Consider the following 22,799-nt stretch of genomic DNA (forward strand, 5'->3'; position numbering starts at 1 on the left):
GGCGAATTGCGCCCATCAACCAGCAGAGGAAACCATGCAACGCATCCGCGATTCCAACACCATCATCGGCCTTCTGGAAAATGGCGAACTGGCGCAGCGCCTGACCACCGAAATGATGGATACCCTTGCCGCCTTGCAGGAACACACCGGCGGACGCCCAAAGGTCAAGGCCAAAGGTTCTGTCACGCTGAAGCTCAATATCGAAGTGGTTGACGGCACCGTCACCATTGAAGCGGAAACCAGTTCCAAGCGTCCGAAACCGGTTCACGGTTCATCGTTCTACTGGCTTCTGGATGACGGCTCTCTTTCCACCCAGCACCCCAAGCAAATCGACATGTTCGGCGGTCCTCGCGATGCATCGCGCGGCTTCACCGACGTGATCCACGGCTAAATCACTCCAACCAACAGGATCTATTATGTCCGAGAATACCGCAACTTCCGAACTTCTGCCGATTACTCCCAAGGGCTTCGATATTCGAGCCGCAGCCGAACTTGGCGCGCGCGCAGAAGGTGCCGAACTGGTCACTATCCAGACCAACGAGCAGATGGTCGGCCTGCCGAAATCAGTCCCGGCTTTATTGACGCGGGGTGAAGAGCCCGGCATCGAAAGCGTTTCCAAGCTGCTCGAAGAGCACCGTTTGCACCCGGTGCGCAAAAAGGGCACGGCCCACGCGCAGACGCTGGAATCGCTGATTGGTCTCTCCAATCGCCATAAGACCGAAAATTCCGTCGTGTTTGTCGATCTCAATTGGAAGAAGCCATCCATGACGACTGTCATCGACTATCACGAAGCCAAAAACGGCGGCATTGCTGACTTTCTATCCCATCGCATCCATTACGAGTTCCCGCTGTCCGAAGAGTGGAAAATCTGGCTCAGCAAGGATGGCGAGTTCATGGAGCAGGAGAAATTCGCCTACTTCCTTGAAGATCGTATTCCCGATCTGGCGTCACCGTCCGACGCTGATGTCGCCAGTATCCAACGTGATTTCTCCTGCACCGTCGCCAACCCCAACCAGTTGGTCGAGCTTTCACGCAAGATGCAGATCAATGTGGAGTCCAAGGTCAAGGTCAATCACACCCTGCAATCTGGTGAGCGCCAGCTGCAATGGGAAGAAAACCACGTCGGTTCGGACGGTAAGGCCGTAACCGTGCCTGGCATGTTTATCCTGTCGATCCCGGTTTTCTTCATGGGTGACAAGGTGCGCATCCCGGTTCGCCTGCGCTATCGTGTCAGCGGCGGCAGTGTCTATTGGTGTTATCAGATTTACCGCCCTGACCAGATCATTACCGAGCACCTGGAGCAGTCGGTCACCGACATTAAAAAGGCAACCGAACTGCCATGCTTCGCGGGCAAGCCGGAGGGTTCGGCGTGACTGCGGTTTCATTCGCCATAGAAAGGGGAGCTTTGCTCCCCGCCCTTGCGGCGGTTAATCGCGCCGTTGAAAAGCGCAACACGATCCCGATTCTCGGTAACGTGTTGCTTAAGGTCGAGGACGGCCACCTGTGCGTCACCGGCACGAACCTTGATATCGAGGTCCAGGCGGTCGCAAAGCAGGAAGGCTTGCCCAACATCGCGCCATTCACCGTGCAATCGGGCTTGCTGCACGATGCCGTCAAGAAATTCGCCGATGGCAGCAAGGTCGAATTTGAAGGCGACCAGACCCATGTAAATATCAAGTCCGGACGCTCGCGCTTTCGTTTGCAGGTGCTGCCGGCTTCGGACTTCCCAGAAATGGCAGTGGATGATTTCACCCACGAGTTTTCCATCGCAGGTAGCATGCTCGCACGTGTCCTTGCCACGGTCGGCTTCGCAATCTCGACCGAGGAAACGCGCTATTATCTCAATGGCGTGTTCATGCACCGCGACGGGGAACACCTGGCGTTCGTTGCGACGGATGGCCACCGGCTCGCGCTCATGAAACTGGACGCCCCGGCGGGAAGCGACGGCGTTCCCGGCATCATCATTCCGCGCCGCACCGTTGCCTTGCTTCAGCACTTCGCTGAAGGTGATGAGAATATCGTTCTTAAACTGTCCGAACGCAAGATGCGCATCGTCCTGCCGGATGGCACTGCCATCACATCAAAGCTGATTGACGGCACCTATCCGGACTATCAGCGCGTGATTCCGACGAGCAACGACAAATCCTACACCGTTGACCGCGCCGGACTTGCGGATGCCATCAATCGGGTCAGCACGGTTTCGAGCGAGCGCGGGCGCGCCGTGAAATTTAGCTTCGGCCAGTCCGAATTGAAAATGGAAGTCAACAATCCCGACAGCGGTCAGGCCGAGGACAGCATTGTTATAAGCGAAGGTCACGACGATGAAGTGACCATCGGATTCAATCACAAGTACTGCCTCGACGTTCTGGGCGCCGTGACAGCCAAGGAAATGCGGTTCGACCTGAGCGACCCCGGCGCGCCCTGCAAGGTTTCGCCTATCGGGGCCGAGGATGGCGACATGCCACCGCTTTTCGTCATCATGCCGATGCGGGTTTAGGGGGCCATTATGAAATTCATTCTTCCAGAAGAGCTACCTCAGCTGGCGCTGTCGGTTCGCCAGCCTTGGGTTCACTGTATTTTTCATCTTGGAAAGCCGGTCGAAAATCGCACCTGGAACACACGCATTCGCGGGACCGTTTGCATCCACGCTTCCAAGGGAATGACGCAGGACGAGTATGAAGATTGCCGGTCCTTCTCCTATCAAATAGGCCAGAAGGATGACGCAACCCGCGAATTGCTGCGTCAGCATCCCGTGCCCGCGCTTCGCTCGATCCCGCGCGGCTTCATCATTGGCACTGTTGATATCGTGGACGTCGTTCGCCGCTCAAACGATCCGTGGTTTTTCGGTCCCTATGGCTTCGTGCTGGAAAATCGGCGCCTGTTAGAAAAGCCAATTCCCTGCAACGGAGCGTTAGGGTTCTTCGATTGGCGCCAGAAACGATCCATGGGAGTCTCGCGATGAATCTGTCACAAACTCAGATATGGGTCGAACACGAGAACCCCAACGACTGGTCGGTCGATACCGGCGGCAGCAACACCTATACGTTCATAGGCCCAGAGGACGGCCATCCAGTCGCGGCCGTCATCATACCGCGTGCCTTCGGTGCGGATCACATACTGGATAGGTATGTCGAGCGCATTCTGACCTCATGTAATTCACACGATACGCTTTTGAGAGCGCTGCGAAGTGCAAGAGCGGTTATTCAAGAGGATAGGGACGAAGTCCATGCAAGCGTCACCGTAGGTGGCGACTCTTCGACGATCACCGATACTGACCAGCCATCCATTGATAGGTTGGACGCTGTGCTTTCAGAGATCGACGCGGCCCTTTCTCAAGGGGAGTTGACCGCTCATGGCTGATCGATCCCGAAAAATCAGGCCGGGCAGTCGGCTGCAAAACCGTGAAACGAAACACCCTGCACGTGTGATGACGATAGCCGAGGGGTGGGCCATGGTGCGCCCAACGAGCGCACAGCCCATCCTTGTCAATATGCGTGAGATACTTCTGAAATATGAGGTGACGAAATGGTAGCGAATAACGCTCTCACGCGCTTTGAGGAACTGCTAACCGAAGGTGAAATTTGCAAACGGTTTTCTGCACTGCTCGGTTTGCGAGAACTTCGTCGAGCCCGCCAGAACGGGGAAATCGCCTACGTGTCTGGCAAGAAGGGGGCCGTGCTTTATCATCCGTCCGCCGTTGCCGCCTATTTATCTCGTAAGGAAAAAGAATGTCAGGACGCCTCTGGGAGTATGGAGATTATTGGATCGGCACCGAGGGCAATTCCGACAACCTCTATGCCTACTGGTACAACAAGCGAAAGCGAAAAGTTGCTCGCCGATCACTTGGCACGAAAGTTCTCAGCGAAGCCCAAGACAAGCTCATCGAAATTGTCGGAACGTTCCAGGCAGATTCGGGACGTGCGCCCGAACGCGTGATGATGCTGGCGGCGCTTGACCACTATTACGAGAATGACGTTAAGGCCAAGCCGTCCGGAGAGCAGGCGTTTCGCGCCATTTCAATCATTCGGGAGTTCCTGTCGGAGAAAATGCTTCCGACCGCCAACGTCGCTTCTTTCGGGCCAATCCGTCAGCGAGAGTTCATGCAATGGAGTCAGGAGAAATTCGGCCACAGCCCTGCCTACATCGCTCGAAATCTGTCTGTGGTTTCCGCTGCTTTTCAGATTGGGAAAAAGTTGCTCGTTGTCCGTGATGGCCTTGGCAACGAACACGAGGTTCAATTGCTCGACAGCGCGCCGGAGGTGATCACCCAGGCAAAACAGGTTGCAGAGCTTCTTAACGTACCGGAACCGAAGCCGCGCGACTGGCTGCCCACCTTTGATGAGTTCGGCCACTTTATCGATATGATCGGCAAACGGCAGGAGAACCTCTTTCGGTTTGTCATCCTCTCGCTTAACACGTGGGCCCGTCCTGATACCATCATCGACTTTCGAGACACCGAAGATCGGGTCAATCGGAGATTTGGCGTCCTCGATCTAAATCCGACAGGTCGTCGACAGACCAATAAGTATAGGCCGAAAATCCGGCTGACCCAGAACCTGCACGGATGGTTGGATAGATGGAAAGCAGAGGAAGAGGCAGAAGAAGCCAAGAGAACGGCCGATGCAATCGGCGCGCCGATGGTTTGGAATGGTCAGCCGGTCACCACTATGAAACGGACATTCAAACGCCATGCCGAGGAATGCGGGCTTCCGCAATTCACCCAAGGCACGATACGGCATTTCATGGCCACGATGGTTCGTCGTGAAAAGCCTCGCGTAGACAGAGAGCAGCGTGACGTTTGGCTGGGGCACGACGAAGCCCGAACCGCAGACGCATATGAAGCGTTTGATCCCGAGTATCTCTCTGACGCGATGCACGCCACTGATTCAGTTATCGAAAAACTGCAAAAATGCACCCGTAGACCACTTTTTGCACCCAAGGTGCACCCAAGTGAACAAACGGAAAAGGAAGCGGACCGGGGAGGATTTGCTGAAAACCCTTGATACTCAAGGGCTCGAATGGTGGGCGTGACAGGGATTGAACCTGTGACCCCTACGATGTCAACGTAGTGCTCTCCCGCTGAGCTACACGCCCATTCGATGTGGCGCATACACCATATCGCGTTACGCCCGTCAATGCCCTTTTATGAAGTTTTTTCGTCTTTTTGTTGATGACAAAACAAAGGACCGCAATTCTGCGGGATCGCCTCAGGCGGCGATCAGCATTTTTTCGATTTCGTTCACCAGGTCACGCAGGTGGAACGGCTTGGAGAGCACCTTTGCATCGCGGGGTGCGTCCGAATCGGGGTTGAGCGCGACAGCAGCGAAGCCCGTAATGAACATGATCTTCAGGTCGGGGTCGATTTCCGTCGCGCGGCGCGCCAGCTCGATACCGTCCATTTCCGGCATGACGATGTCGGTCAGCAGAAGCGAGAAGGGCTCTTCCTGCAATCTTTCGTAGGCGCTCGCACCATTATCGAAATGCGTAACGTGATAACCGGCTTTTTCCAGCGCCTTGACGAGGAAGCGGCGCATATCATTGTCATCTTCAGCTAGAAGGATTCTCTTCATTGTTCCGTCCGAATTCTGTGTCGTGTTCATCGCTCTAAAGCCGACCCTTAACGACTCAATATCCACCGTAGAAAACGCTTCTTTGGTAAATATGGAATGAATGCTCGCATGAATGTTAATTGTTATGGCGCGCATTTGGCAACAAGCTGTTCAGTGTGACAGGATTGTCGCATATGCAAGTCATGCAACGGCTCGAAAGATTCGTGTTCCTGCCGTTTGCGCCTGCGAACTGTATGACGTAATTTGTTGCGTTACTGGCGTGGTGTTGGTCGAAAACGGGTGAAGAATGAGTTTGGAGCGCGATTTTAGTCTGATTCCGCCCTTCGAGATATGCGCTCCGGCGGAACAGCGCATTCCGTTCGTGTTTAATTCACCGCATAGCGGGCGTTATTATCCCCATTCCTTTGTCGAGGCATCGCGCCTCGATGCCTTGAGCATACGCCATTCGGAAGACTGCTATGTCGATGAGCTTTTTGCTTCGGCGGTGCGGCTCGGGGCGCCTTTGCTGAAGGCGCATTTTCCGCGCGCTTTTCTGGATGTGAATCGTGAAGCCTATGAGCTCGATCCGCGCATGTTCGCCGAGCCGTTGCCGCCCTTCGTCAACAGCCAGTCGGCGCGCGTCGCTGGCGGGCTTGGCACGGTGCCGCGTCTGGTCGGGGAAGGCCAAGCGATTTATCCGGGCCGAATTGCGCTCGCGGAAGCATTCTACCGAATTGAAGATCTCTACAAGCCATATCACCGGACGCTCGATGCGCTGCTCCAGTCCACGCGGCAGCGTTTCGGTTATGCGGTGCTGATCGATTGCCATTCGATGCCGGGAGGGGCTCGCCCCGGTGAAGTCGGTTCGCGACCGGATTTTATCGTCGGCGACCGTTTCGGGCGTTCGTGCAGCGAAAGGCTGACACAGGCTGCCATCGATCTGTTGCAAGATCTGGGCTACACCGTTGCACACAACAAACCCTATGCGGGCGGGTTCAATACCGAGCATTATGGACGCCCGGCCATGGCCTGCCATGCCTTGCAAATTGAAATCAACCGAAGCCTTTATGTGAACGAGCAGAACCTTCACAAGCTTGCCGGTTTTGAAACGCTCTGCGCCGATCTGTATGGATTTTTGAGCGACCTGACATCCCTGCCGGATGATCTCTTTGTCGCGCCGCCGCTGGCCGCGGAATAGCCCGTTCCGCAACTGCATTCTCACGGATAAAAAGAACCGCGCCCGAGTAATACGAGCGCGGCCAAAGACTAGGGAGGAAATGCCCCGAAAGGCATCGACAGGAAAACCTGTCTGAGATTTAAGTTACGTCTGAACGGGGCAAAGGTCAAGAAAACGCGCATATTTTTTGAGCTAATTTTGGTATGCTCATTATCTAGGCAAAATTAGCATGGTTTGCGCAATTCTGCGCCATGAATTGAAAACAGGAGTTCGGGGTTGCTGATCGACAAGGCATTTTTTTCCGAAGTGGCTGCTGCAGCTGCCGCTGAAACGTTGCCGCGCTTTCGTCAGATGACGGAAATAGACAACAAATATAGCGTTGGTTTCGATCCGGTGACCGAAGCGGACCGGGCGGCGGAGCGCGCGATTCGCGCGGTTATCGGGAGCGCCTTTCCGGATCACGGTATTCTTGGGGAAGAATATGGGCCGGAAAATATCGACCGCAGCCATGTCTGGGTCATCGATCCGATCGACGGAACCCGTGCCTTCATTTCCGGCCTGCCGGTGTGGGGGACGCTTCTGGGCCTCACTGTCGATGGCGACGCCAAGGCGGGAATGATGTCGCAACCCTTTACCGGCGAGCTTTTCTATAGCGACGGCAATGGCGCCTACCTCGCGCGCCATGGCGGCGAAGATACGCCGCGCCGTTTGTCGGTGCGCAAGAATGCCGCTTTGGCCGATGCGACCATGTTCACGACGACGCCTGCTCTCTTCAAGGGAGATAGCCGCAAGGGTTTCGACCGGCTGGAAAATGCTGTCCGTCTTTCGCGTTATGGGGTCGATTGTTATGCCTTCGCGATGCTGGCCAGCGGCTTTGCCGATATCGTGGTCGAGTCGGGCTTGCAGCCCTATGATATTGTTGCCCTCATTCCGCTGATCGAACAGGCCGGCGGCGTGGTGACGCAACGCGATGGCGGCCCGGCGGAAAAGGGCGGCGACATCGTTGCTGCCGCGTCTGCTGAACTGCACCGGGCAGCGCTTGATCTGCTCAACGGTTAGCTAAATACCGGAGACCATGGGCTCAATGGTCTCCGGCATGGTTTCCACTTCCGACGAACCTGGAATGAAGGCATCGAAGGCAGCCCAGAACTGCTCCCGATAAAAATCGGCTTCCTGCAGCATTTCATGGCGGGCGCCAGCAATCGTCGTCAGCGAGACATTGCGCGTTCGCGCGACAAAACGCTCGATCACCGGCGTGGAAACCACGCGGTCGGCGCCCGCTGCAACAATGAGGACAGGTACGGTCGGCCCTTCATAAAAATCAGGCTGGTTGATGCGGCGCGATGTTTCGAGTGCACTCCAGAGCCACCGGGCTGTCGGACCGCCAAGCGCAAGGGCGGGGTGAAGGCGTGGAATTTCCATGTTGCGCATGAAGCGCGCCGGGTCGCTGGTCAGCGGATTGCCTGCAAAGGGTCGCGAAGCCAGCCTGCGTCCGCCGGAGGCGTAAACCCGGCCGAGGCCGAGCCATCGAAAGGCAGAAGCGATGCGGCGCACGGTGTCGTCGCTGAGTTTTTGCCCATCGAGCCCCATGAACGGAGCGCACAGCACCATGCGGCTGATGCGGGATGTCAGCCTGCCCATGGCGGCGAGCGCGACCAGCGCCCCTGCGGAGTGGCCGAGAATGTAGAAAGGAGGGGGACAGTCAGGCAAGGCAATCTGTTCCAGGATCAGATCGAGATCGCTGGAATAGTCGTCGAAACTGCGAACATAGCCGCGCTGGGGGTCCTTCAGGAGCCGGGTCGAGCCGCCTTGTCCGCGCCAGTCGAAAGTCAGGACCGTGAAACCGCGTGCACGCAGATCGGCCATGGTTTCAAAGTATTTTTCAATGAACTCATTGCGCCCCTGAAGCAGGACCACCGTTCCCTGTATCGGCCTTGCTTCGGCTTTTACAATGGCATAGCGCAGCGTCTTGCCGTCATGCGCTTCAAGCAATCCGGCTTTTATCCCCTGCGGAAAGGGATTCGCATCGGTTTCGAAAAGCAGTTCCGACATCCGATTGCGGGCCTTTCTGTTCAGTCGGGATTTGCGCTAACAGCATAATGGAGCAATTGATGACAAAAAGTAACCGGAAGTTCGAGAGCGAACTTCCGGTTCAGAGAACAGCCGGTGCAAGGGACGTTACGCCAGCTGCCTGTTCACATGAAGAAAGATCAGTAGCCGCCCGGGCGACGTTCGCCGACGATGCGACCTGAATAGGCGTCCACCATGACGATGACACGACGGCCGTTTGGCCTTGTGGCGCGCACGAAATAAGTGTCACGGTTAAGGCGCATATCGCCAACATCATAGCCGCGGCGTTCCAGCGAGCGCGCTATCCGGCGCGGGCTCATAATGACGCGACGGCCGTAATCATCGCCCCAGTTCGGGCGGCGGTCTGGACCGCCATCCCAACCGGGACGCGGTCCGGGATATGGACGTGGCGGGCGATAGCCGTCATCGTCGTAATATTGAACCTGAACGCGCAGGCCGCTATCGGCTGCGAGGGTGGGTGTCGCAAGACCGGTCGCGACGGTGGCAAGTGCGGCAAAAGCAAGAACAGCTTTTTTCATAACCGTGATCCTTTGATAAACCCGCTTTGCAGCAGGCATGGTGGGACAGTAGCCCCAAGCGGCTGAACGCTCACCGAAGATGATGTTCATTTTGGGTTCATTGTGCGGCGAATCCCAAAAATGTAGCCCCCTATCGATCAGGAGTTATTACGCAGCGTGACAGCCCGTGTTTCGCAATCTTCGCGCGCTAGCGGCCTTGAAATGAAAAAGAACCATTCCCAAATGAGTTTTGCGGTCGCCTGGAAGGGACCGCCGGCATCAAGGAATTCGCCATAAGGGAATTTCGCCGCCGTGTATGGTCTTGAGCGCGCCCCGGCGTTCTCGGAAGATCATGCTGAAACAAGCATCTGTCGCTCTAAAGGAGGGCTAATACATGCGTCACGTAGATTTTTCCCCGCTTTATCGTTCCACGGTCGGTTTCGATCGTCTCTTCACCATGCTTGACACGCTCGCTTCGCCGGAAGGTAACCAGTCCTATCCGCCGTATAATATCGAGCGCACGGGTGAAAACACCTATCGCATTACCATGGCGGTTGCGGGCTTTTCCGAAAGCGAACTCGAAATCGAAGCACATCGCAACCAGTTGACCGTCAAGGGTCAGAAGGCCGATGAGAATGCTTCCGACGTAGGCGAAGTGCTCTATCGCGGCATCGCCTCGCGTGCTTTCGAGCGCCGCTTCCAGCTTGCCGACTTTGTGGAAGTTGCCGGTGCAAGCCTCAAGAATGGTCTCCTGCACATCGATCTCAAGCGCGAGATTCCAGAACAGATGAAACCGCGCAAGATCGAAGTCACCAAGGCTGGTTCTGACAGCACCCAGCAGATCGAGGCAAAGACCGCGCACTAAATGTTTTTGCTGCATTTCCGAACGCAAAACCGTTTCACACTTTTGCTGGAAATGCTCTAAATCCGGTTGATCGCGAATGAAGAGGCGGCGCTCAGAGCGCCGCCTTTTTTCGTCGTTACTCGTGTTAAGGCGTCAGGCAATCAGTTCGGCGAAACGGTCCACGTCTTCTTCCGTATTGGCGAAGCTCGTCACGAAACGGGCGAAAATTTCGCCGTCGCTGATGCGGTTCACTTCCGAATGCGGCGGGTTCCAGTCGTAGAAGATCGCCCCGGCATTGCGCAAGCGGTCATAGACCGACTGTTTCATGATGGCGAACACCTCGTTGGCTTCCGGCTTCCAGGCAAGGCGCATCTGGCTCGACGCGTTGATATGACCAGCAAGGCGCGTTGCAAGCGCATTGGAATGGCGGGCGAGGTCCAGCCAGAGATTGTCCTGCAGATAAGCATCGAACTGGGCCGCGACGAACCGCGTCTTGGAAAAGAGCTGCGCCGCGCGCTTGCGGATGAAGGGCAGATCTTTGGCGCGGGCAGGGTCCATGAAGACCAGCGCTTCGGCGCACCAGCAGCCATTTTTCGTTCCGCCGAAGGAAACAATGTCCACGCCCTGTTTCCAGGTCATTTCAGCAGGTGTCATGTCCAGAGAAACGAGTGCATTGGCAAAGCGCGCGCCGTCCATGTGCAGCGGCAAGCCCGCATCGCGGCAGATTTTAGAGATAGCGGCGATATGCTCGGGTTGATAAAGCGTGCCGACTTCGGTCGCCTGTGTGATGCTGACGGCCATGGGTTGCCCGGCATGGACGAAGGCCGGATTGAACCGCTTCAGTTCGCGCTTGAGAAGCTCGGGGTCGATGCGGCCATGGGCGCCGTCAATCGGATGAAGACGGGCCCCGCCGGTAAAATATTCAGGCGCGCCGCATTCGTCCTCGATCACATGCGCCTCGCGGTGTACCAGCGAAACGCCGCCGGGCCGGTTGACGCTTGCAAGCGCCAGAGAGTTGGCTGCGGTTCCGGTTCCGACGAAGAAGACGGCCACTTCGCGCTCGAACAGTTCGTTGAACCGTTGCTCGACGCGCTTGTCGATTTCACTCGCGCCATAGGCTGCCGCAAAACCCGCAGCATGCAATGAAAGGCTCTCGGCGATTTTCGGATGGGCACCTGCCCAGTTGTCTGACGCAAAATGCACGTGTTCCTCCGGATGCGTTCAATCGGGCCGTTCGCGCAGCCCTGGTGTCCATGGCTGTCTACAGCATCGCTTCGAGAATCGGAATCAATTTTCGGAAAGCGCGCTGCGTGGAATTCATGAGGCGTGCGCGCCCGGGCATCCGCGTGCAGATAGATAGTGTGCGAAAGGGGTTCGGACTGCTTTGATAAAAATGCCACCATCTTGCCTATTTTTTAGGCATAAGCGAAGCGAGTGGTGCCGTGCCGAATTGACGCAATGGCCTCCAAACGTAATTTAAAGCCCATAAAATCGCAGTCTTTGATATTTTATTACGGAAGTTGCCGAGAAAAATTGCGTTTCCATCTTGTGAGGCAATTTGAATTCTGTCATACGTAATTAGGACAGCAATGCTGTCCAATTAAAGGCTGATGCGAACGGAAGCGACACAACGCTCTCCGAAAAGTTTCAGAAAGAGGCGCCGGAACCGGCAGGCACATGGCCTGGCGGCAACAGGCGCCCCGACCGCGACAGGAGGAATTCGAGTGCGCCGTTTTCTGGCGGGCTGGGTGTCGTCTGTCCAAGCCTGATGAGAATAAGGCGCTAAACATCGTTCCTCGCACCGGCTTTTGCCGCTCGTCCGGAACCTCGTCCAACGCCTTGTCGATAAGGCTTCCTTTATATGTAAAGCAACGGCGGGATGGTTGTCACATCATCTCGGTATATACTGATCGCGCACCTCATGAAGAGGGCCAAACGGAGGGAATGACGATGACGCATTTGACGCCATCTGTATCGAATGTGGTTTCTCACAACGTACAGAACGGAACGGTCAAAGCTGCGACGGCCGCTCCCAACCGAACGACGCGAAAAACGAAAGCGGCGGGTTTGCCCGCAGCGCAAGGACTTTACGATCCGCGCAACGAACATGATGCGTGCGGCGTTGGCTTTATTGCGCATATGAAGGGCAAGAAGTCGCATCAGGTCGTGGAAAACGGCCTGAAGATGCTGGAAAACCTCACTCATCGCGGCGCTGTCGGCGCCGATCCGCTGATGGGCGACGGCGCTGGCATTCTGGTGCAGATTCCAGATCGCTTCTTCCGCGAGGAAATGGCGCGCCAGGGCATTGACCTGCCGCAGCCGGGCTCTTACGGCGTCGGCTATCTGTTCATGCCGCGCGACGCGGCGCTGCGCGCTCATATTGAAGAAATCGTCAAGGAAGTGATCGCCGCCGAAGGACAGACCTTCATCGGCTTCCGCGAGGTGCCCGTCGACAATTCGTCGCTTTCCAAGGCTCCGGACATTGCCGCAACCGAACCGTTTCACGTCCAGGTATTCATCGGGCGTAACCCGATGCTGGAGACGGATGACGATTTCGAGCGCCGCCTGTTCGTGCTGCGCAAGGTCATCTCCAACCGCATCTATCAGGAAAATGACGGCGACGATAAGGGCTTCTATGTCGTGTCCATGTCGGCGCGCACGGTTGTCTACAAGGGCATGTTCCTCGCCTATCAGGTCGGGGCCTATTATCAGGACCTGAAAGACCCGCGTTTTGAAAGCGCAGTAGCGCTGGTGCACCAGCGCTTTTCCACCAACACTTTTCCGTCATGGCGTCTGGCGCATCCATACCGCATGGTTGCGCATAATGGCGAGATCAACACGCTGCGCGGCAATGTCAACTGGATGGCGGCGCGTCAGGCTTCGGTCGATAGCGAACTGTTCGGCAACGATATTTCCAAGCTGTGGCCGATTTCCTATGAGGGCCAGTCGGATACGGCCTGCTTCGACAATGCGCTCGAGTTCCTGCATCAGGGCGGCTACAGCCTGGCGCATGCGATGATGATGCTGATCCCGGAAGCATGGTCGGGCAACAAGCTGATGTCGGATGAGCGCCGCGCGTTCTACGAATATCACGCAGCACTGATGGAACCATGGGACGGCCCTGCCGCGGTCGCCTTCACCGATGGCCGCCAGATTGGCGCGACGCTCGACCGTAACGGCCTGCGTCCCGCACGCTATATCGTGACGGACGACGATTTCGTCATTCTGGCGTCGGAAGCAGGTGTCCTGCCGGTCGAGGAAAAGAAGGTTGTCAAGAAGTGGCGTCTTCAGCCGGGCCGTATGCTGCTCATCGATATGGAAGAAGGCCGCATCGTCTCGGATGAGGAAATCAAATCGCAGATCGCGCAGAAGCACCCTTACAAGCAGTGGCTGGCCAATACGCAGCTCATTCTGGAAGAGCTCAATCCAGTCGAGCCGCGGGCGCTCCGCAAGGATGTGAGCCTTCTCGACCGTCAGCAGAGCTTTGGCTACACGCAGGAAGACACCCGGATTCTGATGGCTCCCATGGCGACGACCGGCCAGGAAGCCATCGGTTCGATGGGGACGGACACTCCGATCTCGGCCATGTCCGACAAGTCGAAGCTGCTCTATACCTATTTCAAGCAGAATTTCGCGCAGGTGACGAACCCGCCGATCGATCCGATCCGTGAAGAACTGGTGATGAGCCTTGTCTCCTTCATCGGCCCGCGCCCAAACATCTTCGATCTTGTCGGCACCTCGCGCCGCAAGCGTCTGGAAGTGCGCCAGCCGATCCTGACCAATGGCGATCTGGAGAAGATCCGCTCCATCGGCCATACGGAAGACCGCTTCGACACCAAGACGCTCGACATCACCTATAATGTCGGCGAAGGCGCCGCCGGCATGCATGGCGCCATCGAGCGTCTGTGCGACCGCGCCGAAGCAGCGGTTCATGGCGGCTACAACATCGTCATCCTGTCGGATCGTCAGGTTGGTCCGGACCGCATTCCGATCCCGGCCCTTCTGGCGACGGCAGCCGTGCATCACCACTTGATCCGCAAGGGGCTGCGCACTTCGGTCGGCCTCGTGGTGGAATCGGGCGAGCCGCGCGAAATCCATCATTTCTGCTGTCTTGCCGGTTATGGCGCCGAGGCAATCAATCCGTATCTCGCCTTCGACACGTTGCTCGACATGCATCGCCGTCGCGAATTTCCGCCGGAAGTCGATGAAAACGAAGTGGTCAAGCGCTACATCAAGTCGATCGGCAAGGGCATGCTCAAGGTCATGTCCAAGATGGGAATTTCGACCTACCAGTCCTATTGCGGCGCGCAGATTTTCGATGCGGTCGGCTTGCAGTCGGATTTCGTCGACAAGTTCTTCTTCGGCACCGCCACCAGCATCGAAGGTGTCGGCCTGGACGAGATTGCGGAAGAGACCGTACGCCGGCACACCGACGCATTCGGCAGCGACCCGGTTCTGCTGACCTCACTGGAAGTTGGCGGCGAATATGCCTACCGCATGCGCGGCGAGGCACATTTGTGGTCGCCGGATGCGGTTGCCAGGCTGCAGCACGCGGTGCGCACCTCAAACCCGGAGACCTTCACCGAATATACGCGTATGCTCGATTCCAAGGCGGCGCAGGCCAAGACCATTCGCGGCCTGTTCGATATCCGCTTTGCCGAAGAGCGCGGCCTCAAGCCGGTTTCCATCGATGAAGTCGAACCGGCGACGGAAATCGTCAAGCGGTTCTCGACCGGCGCGATGTCCTTCGGCTCGATTTCGCGTGAAGCGCATACCACGCTTGCCCGCGCCATGAATGCCATTGGCGGGAAGTCGAACACGGGCGAGGGCGGCGAGGAGCCGGATCGCTTCTATCCGCTGCCCGACGGCACGCCGAACCCGGAACGCTCCGCCATCAAGCAGGTGGCATCGGGCCGTTTCGGCGTGACGACGGAATATCTGGTCAATTCCGACCTGATCCAGATCAAGGTTGCGCAGGGCGCGAAGCCCGGTGAGGGCGGTCAGTTGCCGGGCCACAAGGTCGATGCCACCATCGCCAAGACCCGTCACTCGACGCCGGGCGTTGGCCTCATTTCGCCGCCGCCGCACCATGACATCTATTCGATCGAGGACCTGGCGCAGCTCATCTACGACCTGAAAAACGTCAACCCGGCTGCCGATATTTCGGTCAAGCTGGTATCGGAAGTGGGCGTCGGCACGGTCGCCGCCGGTGTTGCCAAGGCGCGAGCCGATCACATCACCGTGTCGGGATATGATGGCGGCACGGGCGCTTCGCCGCTGACCTCGCTCAAACATGCCGGTTCCCCTTGGGAAATCGGCCTTGCCGAAACCCACCAGACGCTGGTGCTGAACGGACTGCGCTCCCGCGTGGCGCTTCAGGTCGATGGCGGTTTGCGGACCGGGCGCGATGTCATCATCGGCGCGCTGCTCGGCGCCGACGAGTTCGGTTTCTCGACCGCTCCGCTGATTGCGGCTGGCTGCATCATGATGCGCAAGTGCCATCTGAACACCTGTCCGGTGGGCGTGGCGACGCAGGACCCGGTTCTGCGCAAACGCTTCAAGGGCACGCCGGAGCACGTCATCAACTTCTTCTTCTATCTGGCGGAGGAAGTGCGGGCGCTTTTGGCCGAGATGGGCTTCACCAGGCTGGAACAGATCATCGGCGAGACCGAGCTTCTGGAAAAGCAGGCAATGATCGACCATTGGAAGGCCAAGGGTCTCGATTTCAGCCGTATCTTCTATAAGCCTGAGGCCGAAAAGCACGAGATTTACTGGACGGAACGGCAGCATCACCCGATTGAAGATGTTCTTGACCGTAAGCTGATTGCGGAGGCAATGCCAGCGCTGGAAGACCGCCAGCCGGTCAAGATCGACGTGGAGATCAAGAATGTTGATCGTTCTGCCGGTGCGATGCTTTCCGGCGAGGTGGCAAAACGCTTCCGCCACAAGGGACTGCCGGAAGACACCATCGCTGTCACGCTTCGTGGCACGGCTGGCCAGTCCTTCGGCGCGTTTCTGGCTCGCGGCATTTCGTTCGAGCTGATCGGCGACGGCAATGATTATGTGGGCAAGGGCCTTTCGGGTGGCCGCATCGTCATTCGTCCGCCGGAAGACACGCGCATCGTCGCCGAGGATTCGATTATCGTCGGCAATACCGTTCTCTACGGTGCGCTTGAAGGCGAGTGCTACTTCCGCGGCGTGGCGGGCGAGCGTTTCGCCGTGCGAAACTCTGGCGCGGTGACGGTCGTTGAAGGCGTGGGCGATCATGGCTGCGAATATATGACCGGCGGCGTGGTTGTTGTCATCGGGCAGACGGGGCGCAACTTCGCAGCGGGCATGTCGGGCGGTGTTGCCTATGTGCTCGATGAGGAAGGCGATTTCGCCCAGCGTTGCAACATGGCGATGGTCGAACTGGAGCCGGTGCCGGAAGAAGACGACATTCTGGAAAAGCTGCATCACCATGGCGGCGATCTCATGCACAAGGGCCGTGTGGACGTTTCCGCCAACATGACCCATCATGACGAGGAACGTCTGGTGCAGCTGATCGCCAACCATCTGCATTACACGGGCTCGACGCGGGCAAAGGACATTCTCGATAATTGGGAGAGCTATCGCCCCAAATTCGTGAAAGTCATGCCTGTCGAATATCGCCGCGCTCTGGAAGAGATGGAGCGTATGCAGATCGGTGTCGCGGCTGAATAAGAGCCATCGTTAAAACGCAGTGCTTGTGCGCCTGGGATGGCGCACGGCACCGCGAGCCTCGCACAGCGAGAGGAGAATAATATGGGTAAGGTAACTGGTTTTCTGGAAATCGACCGGCAGGTGGCAAAGTACCAGCCAGCGTCGGATCGTATCCGCCACTTCCGCGAATTCACCATTCCAATGACGGATGGCGAAGTGCAGAAGCAGGCAGCGCGCTGCATGGATTGCGGCATTCCATTCTGCCATGGGCCAACGGGCTGCCCCGTGCACAACCAGATCCCGGACTGGAACGATCTTGTCTATAACAACAACTGGGATCAGGCGATCCGCAACCTGCATCTGACCAATAATTTCCCGGAATTTACGGGTCGCATCTGCCCCGCCCCTTGCGAGGAAGCCTGCACGCTGAACCTTGAAGATATGCCGGTTGCGATCAAGACGGTCGAACAGGCGCTGGGCGACAAGGCTTATGAGCTCGGCCATATCGTTCCGCAACCGGCCGCCAACAAGACCGGCAAGTCGGTCGCGATCATCGGTTCCGGCCCGGCCGGTCTCGCGGCTGCGCAGCAGCTTGCGCGCGCCGGTCACATGGTCGATGTCTATGAGCGCGAGAGCCGGCCCGGCGGGTTGCTGCGCTACGGCATTCCCGATTTCAAGATGGAAAAGCACCTCATTGACCGCCGCGTGGCGCAAATGGAAGGCGAGGGCGTTCGCTTCCTGTGCGGCGTGAATATCGGCGTGGACAAGCCGTTGCGCGGTCTCCTCGATACTTACGATGCCGTGCTTTACAGCGGTGGATCGGAAACCCCGCGTCCGGCGGGCATTCCCGGCGCCGATCTTGAAGGCGTGCACGACGCGATGCCTTATCTGGTCCAGCAGAACCGTCGCGTGGGGCGCGAAAATATCGAATCCGTTGCCTGGGCTTCGGCTCCGATCCTGGCTGGCGGCAAGCATGTCGTGGTGGTCGGCGGCGGCGATACGGCGTCGGATTGCGTCGGCACGGCTTTCCGTCAGGGTGCGGTCAACGTCACCCAGCTCGATATCCGTCCGCAGCCGCCGGAAAAGGAAGACAAGCTCAGCGTCTGGCCCTATTGGGCAACCAAGATGCGCACCTCTTCCAGCCAGGCGGAAGGCGCATCGCGCGAATTTCAGGTGGCGACATTGGAATTCATCGGCGAGGACGGGCGTCTGACCCACGTCAAGTGCTGTCAGGTCGATGAAAAGCGCAAGCCGATTGCCGGAACCGAGTTCTTCATCAAGGCCGATCTTGCCTTCATCGCCATCGGCTTTGCCGGCCCGGCGGAAAACAGCGTGGTCAAGGAACTGGGCGACAAGCTCGATATCGTAACCGACCGTCGCGGCTCCAAGTCGGTCAAGGCCAATGAGCGGGATTACCGCACCAATGTCGACAAGCTCTATGCCGCAGGCGACGTGCGTCGCGGCCAGTCGCTGGTCGTCTGGGCAATCCGCGAAGGCCGTCAGGCGGCCCATGCCATCGACGCCGACTTGATGGGCAGCTCTGTCCTGCCTCGTTGAGAGACAAGCGATTAAACTGAAAAAGCCCGGAGGAAATTCCGGGCTTTTTGCGTTGTGATATCCGGCTTAACCTTGGCTTCGCCGTGATTTCATCACCAGATAAGCGACGGCGAGAAGCACGAACCACAGCGGCGTGATTTTCAGTGCTGCAGCAGTATCCGGCTTTTGCGCCAGTGCCCACAGAATGAAGGCGAAGAAGGCGAAGACCATCGCGACGGCGGCGCGACCGCCGGGCATCTTGAAGGTGGACTTTTCATGCAGGTCCGGGCGCTTGCGGCGATATTGCAGATAAGACGCCAGAATGATTGACCAGATGAAGATGAAAAGCAGCGCCGAAATAGTCGTCACGATGGTGAAGGCTTCAATGATGCTCTGGCCCGCATAAAGCAGCACCACACCTGCAAGCAGGAAAACGCACGAGAAGAACAGGGAATTAACCGGTACTTTTCGCTTGTTCAGCTTGCCAAGCGCCTTTGGCGCCAGTTTGGAAGTCGCCAGACCGTAGATCATGCGCGAGGTCGAATAGATGCCCGAATTGGCGCTCGACGTTGCCGAGGTCAACACGACGAAATTCACCACATGCGCCGCAATGCCAAGACCGGCAAGCGAGAACATGGCGACGAAGGGGCTCGAATTCGGGTCCACTTGGTCCCACGGAATGACCGTGATGATGACGAACAGCGCCCCGAGATAGAACAGCACCACGCGGATCGGGATGGAGTTGATCGCCTTGGGCAGATTGCGCACCGGGTCCTTGGTTTCCGCAGCCGCAGTGCCGACGAGTTCAATGCCGACGAAGGCAAAGACCGCGATCTGGAAACCGGCGACGAAGCCAAGGAAACCGTTGGGGAAGAAGCCGCCATGGTTCCAGAGATGCGCAACCGATGCCTGGCTGCCGTTCGGAAGCGTGAAGCCAGTCGAGAGCATGTAGACGCCAGCGATAATCAGCGCGACGATGGCCACGATCTTGATGAGGGCGAACCAGAATTCGATTTCACCGAAATTGCGCACGGTTGGCAGATTGAGCGCCAGAAGCGTGAAGATCAGGCCCAGCGCCGGTATCCAGAGCGCCAGTTCAGGGAACCAGAACGAGACGTAGCCTGAAACGGCAACGACGTCCGCTACACCAGTCACAATCCAGCAGAGCCAGTAGGTCCAGCCGGTGAAGAACTGCGCCCATGGCCCCAGATAATCGCCCGCGAAATCCGCAAAGGAGCGATATTCCAGATTGGACAGCAGGATTTCGCCCAGTGCGCGCATGACGAAGAACAGCATGAAGCCGATCACCGCATAGACGAGCAGGATCGAAGGACCTGCCAGCGAAATCGTCTTTCCCGAGCCCATGAAAAGGCCGGTGCCGATGGCCCCGCCAATGGCAATCAGCTGAAGGTGCCGGTTGGACAAATTGCGTGCAAGATGGGGTTCCTCCTCCCGATGTGGATCGACAGAAGGCTTTGATGCAATATTCATTCAAATGCCTCTTGTTTTCTGACGGGCGCTCAAAGCATCTCGCAATCGCGGGAGTACAGCGCCCTTCCTGTCCAGCCTTTTTCAGGCAGACGGTGCCTTCTGATAGACGATGCAAACGCCCGTGTGAACAGGGGGGAATGTAGCATTTAGAATTATGTGGACAGCGAAAATCTTCCCACTATCCGGAAAGTGATAGTTCAATCACGCTGATGCGGCCAAAAAACTAGGGATTTGCGCTCTTCTGCGGCCAGGAAAAATCATCTGCCCGACCGGGGGACGGCTTGCCGTCATTTCGGGGGAGGCGTGCAGCTTGCGGGCGCGCTGCGAGGTTGCCGCCAAGCAGGACGCCGCTTTCATCCTTGTCGATATCGCGAATGCTGACCGGCGCTACGCGATCAACCGGCTTTGACGGATCATGCGCGCCTGCTGCGGGCAAGGGCTGATCCTCTTCCTTTGCTCCGCCGAGATAGGCGCGAAGCGGCTTTTCGGCATAGAAAGCAAGCTTGCGCTTGCCCGCCGAAGTTATGTTGATGCCATCATTCCCGCGAAGGCGCGCGGTCTGGCCGTTTATATCGAAGCCGGTCTGGGTAAAATTGCCTTCTTCATCGACGAAACCATCCCAGACATCGGCGAATTTGCCCCCTGCCTTTTCCGTAGCGGTGCGGTGGATTTCGTTGAGCGCCAGCATATCCTGCGACATGCCCTTCGGACGAAAAGGCGGCTGGCCGATCCAGGCGAACGGGACGTGCCGGTCACCGATCACCTTGATGAAAGCCGCGACGCGCTTCTGGTATTCCTCGTTCCATTCCGGCGACCGGGGCGGCAGGCTCACGCCCTTCTCGGTCATCGCCTGTCTGTCATTCGCGCCGATCATCACCACGAGGGCAGCAGGCTTCTCCTCATCCAGTATCTTGCCAATATTGCTGGGCCAGTCGAAATGGTCATTGCGGACAAAGCCGGATGAGCCGTTGATGCGCGATACGACCTTGAGGTCGGGATCCGAAGCGAAGGCAAGGTCAAGCCCTTCGGCAAGACCGTTTCCAATGAAATCTCCGACAACCAGAATCTTCTTGGCATCCGGCTTCTTGTCCACCACTTCGACAGCGGGACTCGCCGCCGGCGGCGGCGCCGGACGCGAAGCCGGGGAAGCCGCCTTGGGCCGTTTCGGTTTGGGCCGCGCGCGCTGCGGCGCGGGCTGCTGGTATTGCCGCTGTGGTTGCGCTTGCCGGGGGCCGAACAACAGATCGAAAAGCGTGCGCGGGCGCTCCTGCGCAGATGCCGTGGCGATGGCTGAAAACAGAAGCGCTGCGAGAGCGAGCACCGTGCCAGCAGCCTTCACCAGCTTCCGCAATTTTCGACTTTCGTGCATTCGTCTCGCCTTCATGCCTGTATATTAGCTCGACGATGTTGAAAAACAAAATGGGCGCACTTCCGTTCAAGTGCGCCCATTGGATCAATCCGTCAGCTTAACGGCGGCGCAGGACCGACAGAACTTCCTTGCTCGGATGGCCGTCCGGCTGAAGTCCGTTCCGTTGCTGGAAGGCTTCGATGGCCGCGCGCGACGTGGAGCCGATCTTGCCGTCTATATTGCCGTCATAGTAGCCGAGTGCCTTCAAATGGGTCTGCAACTCCAGCCGTTCGTCCATTGAGATGGGCGTGAACGGGCGGTTCCAGTCCTGCCGCAGGCCCTGATAGCCACCGATCCGGTCCGCAAGCAGGCCGACGGCCAGCGCATATTTGTCGGCATTATTATAGCGTTTCAACACGAAGAAGTTCTTCGTCATCAGGAAGGCAGGTCCCTGACGGCCGTCCGGCACTTTCAGTGTTGCCTTTTCATTCGGATCGGGGAAGGCGCGTCCATTGGCCCGGACAATCCCGATCTTCTGCCATTCGGCGATCGAGAGCGAGCCGCTAGGGAACTTGCGTCCCGCTGGAAGCGAAACTTCATAGCCCCAGGTACGGCCCGGCTGCCAACCATTGCGATGCAATAGATTCGCAGCGGTGCCAAGCGCATCGGGTACCGAGTTCCAGATATCGCGCTTGCCATTGCCGTCCACGTCAACGGCATAAGCATGATAGCTGGTCGGGATGAATTGTGTGTGCCCAAGCGCACCGGCCCAGGAACCGGAAAGATGGCCGCGGTCGATATCCCCGGTCTGGAGAATCTTCATTGCGGCAATAAGCTGTGTGCGGCCATACTTGGCGCGGCGCTGGTCCGCATAGGCAAGCGTGGCGAGCGAACGCACGGCGTCACGCATGACATCGTCGCGCTTGAGGATTTCGCCGTAATTGCTTTCCATCGACCAGATGGCGAGCAGGATATTGCGATCGACCGAGAAATGCTGCTCGATGCGCTTGAGCCACGGCCCCCATTTGCGCGCCATGCTCTGGCCGACTGCGACGGACTGCTCGTTTACCCGGTTATCGATGTAGTTCCAGACGGGCTCGGTAAATTCAGGCTGGTAGCGGGCCTTTTGCAGGACTACCGGGTCCGGCGCATCCACGCCGCGAAACGCGCGGTCGAACGTGGAGGGCGAAACACCTGCCTTTATGGCGTCAGGACGGAAGCTGGCGACCCATTGGCGAAATTGCGCATCGGCCAGCGCAGAACCGGTTGTCAGCGTTGAGGCGAGCGCAGCTATCGCAACCGTTGCAGCTTTCAGCTTCATTGACGGGCTCACCGTGAATGGAAATCGCAGCATTCTGTGTTTCCCTTCTGCAATCAAATTTAGCCGATACCGGCGCGTTTCCCTTCGATTTGGATCTGCTTGCTCCGGATTGCATCAAGAAATTAATACCATCCTGTGTTGAATTTGAGCCAGCAGAAAATTCCTAGTCGAATGTTGAACGATCAAATTAGGACCTTTCGGTTAGCAATTGGTTTACCATGGCCAATCCGGATAAAAATTCGCTGCAAGTTTCCGGAATTTTTG

General features: G+C 57.6%; 18 protein-coding genes and 1 tRNA gene. 11 read left to right on the forward strand and 8 right to left on the reverse strand.

All coding sequences use genetic code 11. The annotated features are described in order from the left end of the window. Window positions 1-34: 34 nt before the first annotated feature. The 6 genes from F9K78_RS08655 (at window position 35) to F9K78_RS08680 (ending at window position 5,003) form a co-directional block, all read left to right on the forward strand. Window positions 35-391 (forward strand): hypothetical protein, encoded by a 357-nt coding sequence (locus F9K78_RS08655; RefSeq protein WP_151682166.1) that lies wholly within the window; start codon window positions 35-37, stop codon window positions 389-391. Window positions 392-416: 25 nt separating this feature from the next. Beyond that, window positions 417-1,373 (forward strand): DUF2303 family protein, encoded by a 957-nt coding sequence (locus F9K78_RS08660; protein ID WP_006470831.1) that lies wholly within the window; start codon window positions 417-419, stop codon window positions 1,371-1,373. Beyond that, window positions 1,370-2,497, forward strand: coding sequence for a DNA polymerase III subunit beta (dnaN, locus tag F9K78_RS08665; RefSeq protein WP_235925398.1), 1,128 nt, complete (start codon window positions 1,370-1,372; stop codon window positions 2,495-2,497). The genes F9K78_RS08660 and dnaN overlap by 4 nt, the downstream gene beginning before the upstream one ends. A gap of 9 nt (window positions 2,498-2,506) precedes the next feature. After that, entirely contained in the window at window positions 2,507-2,962 is a 456-nt protein-coding gene (locus F9K78_RS08670; protein ID WP_151682168.1) for an ASCH domain-containing protein, read from the forward strand. Next, the gene (locus F9K78_RS08675) at window positions 2,959-3,360 is read left to right on the forward strand and encodes a hypothetical protein (RefSeq protein WP_151682169.1); all 402 of its coding nucleotides are present in this window, start codon (window positions 2,959-2,961) and stop codon (window positions 3,358-3,360) included. Before F9K78_RS08670 ends, F9K78_RS08675 begins: the two co-directional genes overlap by 4 nt. A gap of 368 nt (window positions 3,361-3,728) precedes the next feature. Continuing rightward, window positions 3,729-5,003, forward strand: a complete 1,275-nt coding sequence (locus F9K78_RS08680; RefSeq protein WP_151682170.1) for a site-specific integrase — start codon at window positions 3,729-3,731, stop codon at window positions 5,001-5,003. A 16-nt stretch (window positions 5,004-5,019) separates the two neighbouring features. On the opposite strand, the gene F9K78_RS08685 is transcribed toward F9K78_RS08680, so the two are convergent. Beyond that, window positions 5,020-5,094: transfer RNA gene (locus F9K78_RS08685), tRNA-Val, on the reverse strand. 113 nt (window positions 5,095-5,207) lie between these two features. Continuing rightward, entirely contained in the window at window positions 5,208-5,570 is a 363-nt protein-coding gene (cpdR, locus tag F9K78_RS08690) for a cell cycle two-component system response regulator CpdR (protein ID WP_002966536.1), read from the reverse strand. Window positions 5,571-5,856: 286 nt separating this feature from the next. Here cpdR and F9K78_RS08695 point away from each other — a divergent pair, with 286 nt between their 5' ends. Further along, window positions 5,857-6,747: an N-formylglutamate amidohydrolase gene (locus F9K78_RS08695; protein ID WP_121985458.1), complete on the forward strand. Its 891-nt coding sequence runs from the start codon at window positions 5,857-5,859 to the stop codon at window positions 6,745-6,747. 255 nt (window positions 6,748-7,002) lie between these two features. Next, window positions 7,003-7,785, forward strand: a complete 783-nt coding sequence (gene hisN, locus F9K78_RS08700) for a histidinol-phosphatase (protein WP_121985457.1) — start codon at window positions 7,003-7,005, stop codon at window positions 7,783-7,785. Here hisN and F9K78_RS08705 read toward each other — a convergent pair whose 3' ends face one another. Together F9K78_RS08705 and F9K78_RS08710 are read right to left on the reverse strand one after the other, a co-directional pair. Next, entirely contained in the window at window positions 7,786-8,778 is a 993-nt protein-coding gene (locus F9K78_RS08705) for an alpha/beta fold hydrolase (protein WP_121985456.1), read from the reverse strand. A gap of 158 nt (window positions 8,779-8,936) precedes the next feature. Further along, on the reverse strand, window positions 8,937-9,335 hold the full coding sequence (locus F9K78_RS08710; RefSeq protein ID WP_121985515.1) for an antifreeze protein: 399 nt from the start codon (window positions 9,333-9,335) through the stop codon (window positions 8,937-8,939). 373 nt (window positions 9,336-9,708) lie between these two features. On the opposite strand from F9K78_RS08710, the gene F9K78_RS08715 reads away from it, so the two are divergent. Further along, the gene (locus F9K78_RS08715) at window positions 9,709-10,179 is read left to right on the forward strand and encodes an Hsp20 family protein (RefSeq protein WP_121985455.1); all 471 of its coding nucleotides are present in this window, start codon (window positions 9,709-9,711) and stop codon (window positions 10,177-10,179) included. 132 nt (window positions 10,180-10,311) lie between these two features. Here the strand turns inward: F9K78_RS08715 and F9K78_RS08720 are convergent, their stop codons facing one another. Next, window positions 10,312-11,361, reverse strand: a complete 1,050-nt coding sequence (locus F9K78_RS08720; protein ID WP_121985454.1) for a threonine aldolase family protein — start codon at window positions 11,359-11,361, stop codon at window positions 10,312-10,314. Window positions 11,362-12,108: 747 nt separating this feature from the next. On the opposite strand from F9K78_RS08720, the gene gltB reads away from it, so the two are divergent. Both gltB and F9K78_RS08730 read left to right on the forward strand, forming a co-directional pair. After that, window positions 12,109-16,860: a glutamate synthase large subunit gene (gltB, locus tag F9K78_RS08725; RefSeq protein ID WP_121985453.1), complete on the forward strand. Its 4,752-nt coding sequence runs from the start codon at window positions 12,109-12,111 to the stop codon at window positions 16,858-16,860. Between the two features lie 81 nt (window positions 16,861-16,941). Beyond that, on the forward strand, window positions 16,942-18,396 hold the full coding sequence (locus F9K78_RS08730) for a glutamate synthase subunit beta (RefSeq protein WP_121985452.1): 1,455 nt from the start codon (window positions 16,942-16,944) through the stop codon (window positions 18,394-18,396). Window positions 18,397-18,462: 66 nt separating this feature from the next. Here the strand turns inward: F9K78_RS08730 and cycA are convergent, their stop codons facing one another. From cycA to F9K78_RS08745, 3 genes are all read right to left on the reverse strand, one after another. Further along, on the reverse strand, window positions 18,463-19,866 hold the full coding sequence (gene cycA / locus F9K78_RS08735; RefSeq protein WP_121985451.1) for a D-serine/D-alanine/glycine transporter: 1,404 nt from the start codon (window positions 19,864-19,866) through the stop codon (window positions 18,463-18,465). A gap of 223 nt (window positions 19,867-20,089) precedes the next feature. Further along, window positions 20,090-21,235, reverse strand: coding sequence for an SGNH/GDSL hydrolase family protein (locus tag F9K78_RS08740; RefSeq protein ID WP_121985450.1), 1,146 nt, complete (start codon window positions 21,233-21,235; stop codon window positions 20,090-20,092). A gap of 97 nt (window positions 21,236-21,332) precedes the next feature. Further along, window positions 21,333-22,568: a lytic murein transglycosylase gene (locus F9K78_RS08745; protein WP_121985449.1), complete on the reverse strand. Its 1,236-nt coding sequence runs from the start codon at window positions 22,566-22,568 to the stop codon at window positions 21,333-21,335. Window positions 22,569-22,799: the final 231 nt, after the last annotated feature.

Origin of the sequence: Brucella pseudintermedia, from assembly GCF_008932435.1 — a bacterium.
In the GTDB taxonomy this organism is placed as follows: Bacteria; Pseudomonadota; Alphaproteobacteria; order Rhizobiales; family Rhizobiaceae; genus Brucella; species Brucella pseudintermedia.

Bases quoted from the DNA above. Each gene is read 5' to 3' on its own strand.
- F9K78_RS08655 (WP_151682166.1), top strand. From the start codon at position 35: ATGCAACGCATCCGCGATTCCAACACCATCATCGGCCTTCTGGAAAAT.
- F9K78_RS08660 (WP_006470831.1), top strand. From the start codon at position 417: ATGTCCGAGAATACCGCAACTTCCGAACTTCTGCCGATTACTCCCAAG.
- F9K78_RS08670 (WP_151682168.1), top strand. From the start codon at position 2,507: ATGAAATTCATTCTTCCAGAAGAGCTACCTCAGCTGGCGCTGTCGGTT.
- F9K78_RS08675 (WP_151682169.1), top strand. From the start codon at position 2,959: ATGAATCTGTCACAAACTCAGATATGGGTCGAACACGAGAACCCCAAC.
- F9K78_RS08680 (WP_151682170.1), top strand. From the start codon at position 3,729: ATGTCAGGACGCCTCTGGGAGTATGGAGATTATTGGATCGGCACCGAG.
- cpdR (WP_002966536.1), bottom strand. From the start codon at position 5,570: ATGAAGAGAATCCTTCTAGCTGAAGATGACAATGATATGCGCCGCTTC.
- F9K78_RS08695 (WP_121985458.1), top strand. From the start codon at position 5,857: ATGAGTTTGGAGCGCGATTTTAGTCTGATTCCGCCCTTCGAGATATGC.
- F9K78_RS08705 (WP_121985456.1), bottom strand. From the start codon at position 8,778: ATGTCGGAACTGCTTTTCGAAACCGATGCGAATCCCTTTCCGCAGGGG.
- F9K78_RS08710 (WP_121985515.1), bottom strand. From the start codon at position 9,335: ATGAAAAAAGCTGTTCTTGCTTTTGCCGCACTTGCCACCGTCGCGACC.
- F9K78_RS08715 (WP_121985455.1), top strand. From the start codon at position 9,709: ATGCGTCACGTAGATTTTTCCCCGCTTTATCGTTCCACGGTCGGTTTC.
- gltB (WP_121985453.1), top strand. From the start codon at position 12,109: ATGACGCATTTGACGCCATCTGTATCGAATGTGGTTTCTCACAACGTA.
- F9K78_RS08730 (WP_121985452.1), top strand. From the start codon at position 16,942: ATGGGTAAGGTAACTGGTTTTCTGGAAATCGACCGGCAGGTGGCAAAG.
- cycA (WP_121985451.1), bottom strand. From the start codon at position 19,866: ATGAATATTGCATCAAAGCCTTCTGTCGATCCACATCGGGAGGAGGAA.
- F9K78_RS08740 (WP_121985450.1), bottom strand. From the start codon at position 21,235: ATGCACGAAAGTCGAAAATTGCGGAAGCTGGTGAAGGCTGCTGGCACG.
- F9K78_RS08745 (WP_121985449.1), bottom strand. From the start codon at position 22,568: ATGCTGCGATTTCCATTCACGGTGAGCCCGTCAATGAAGCTGAAAGCT.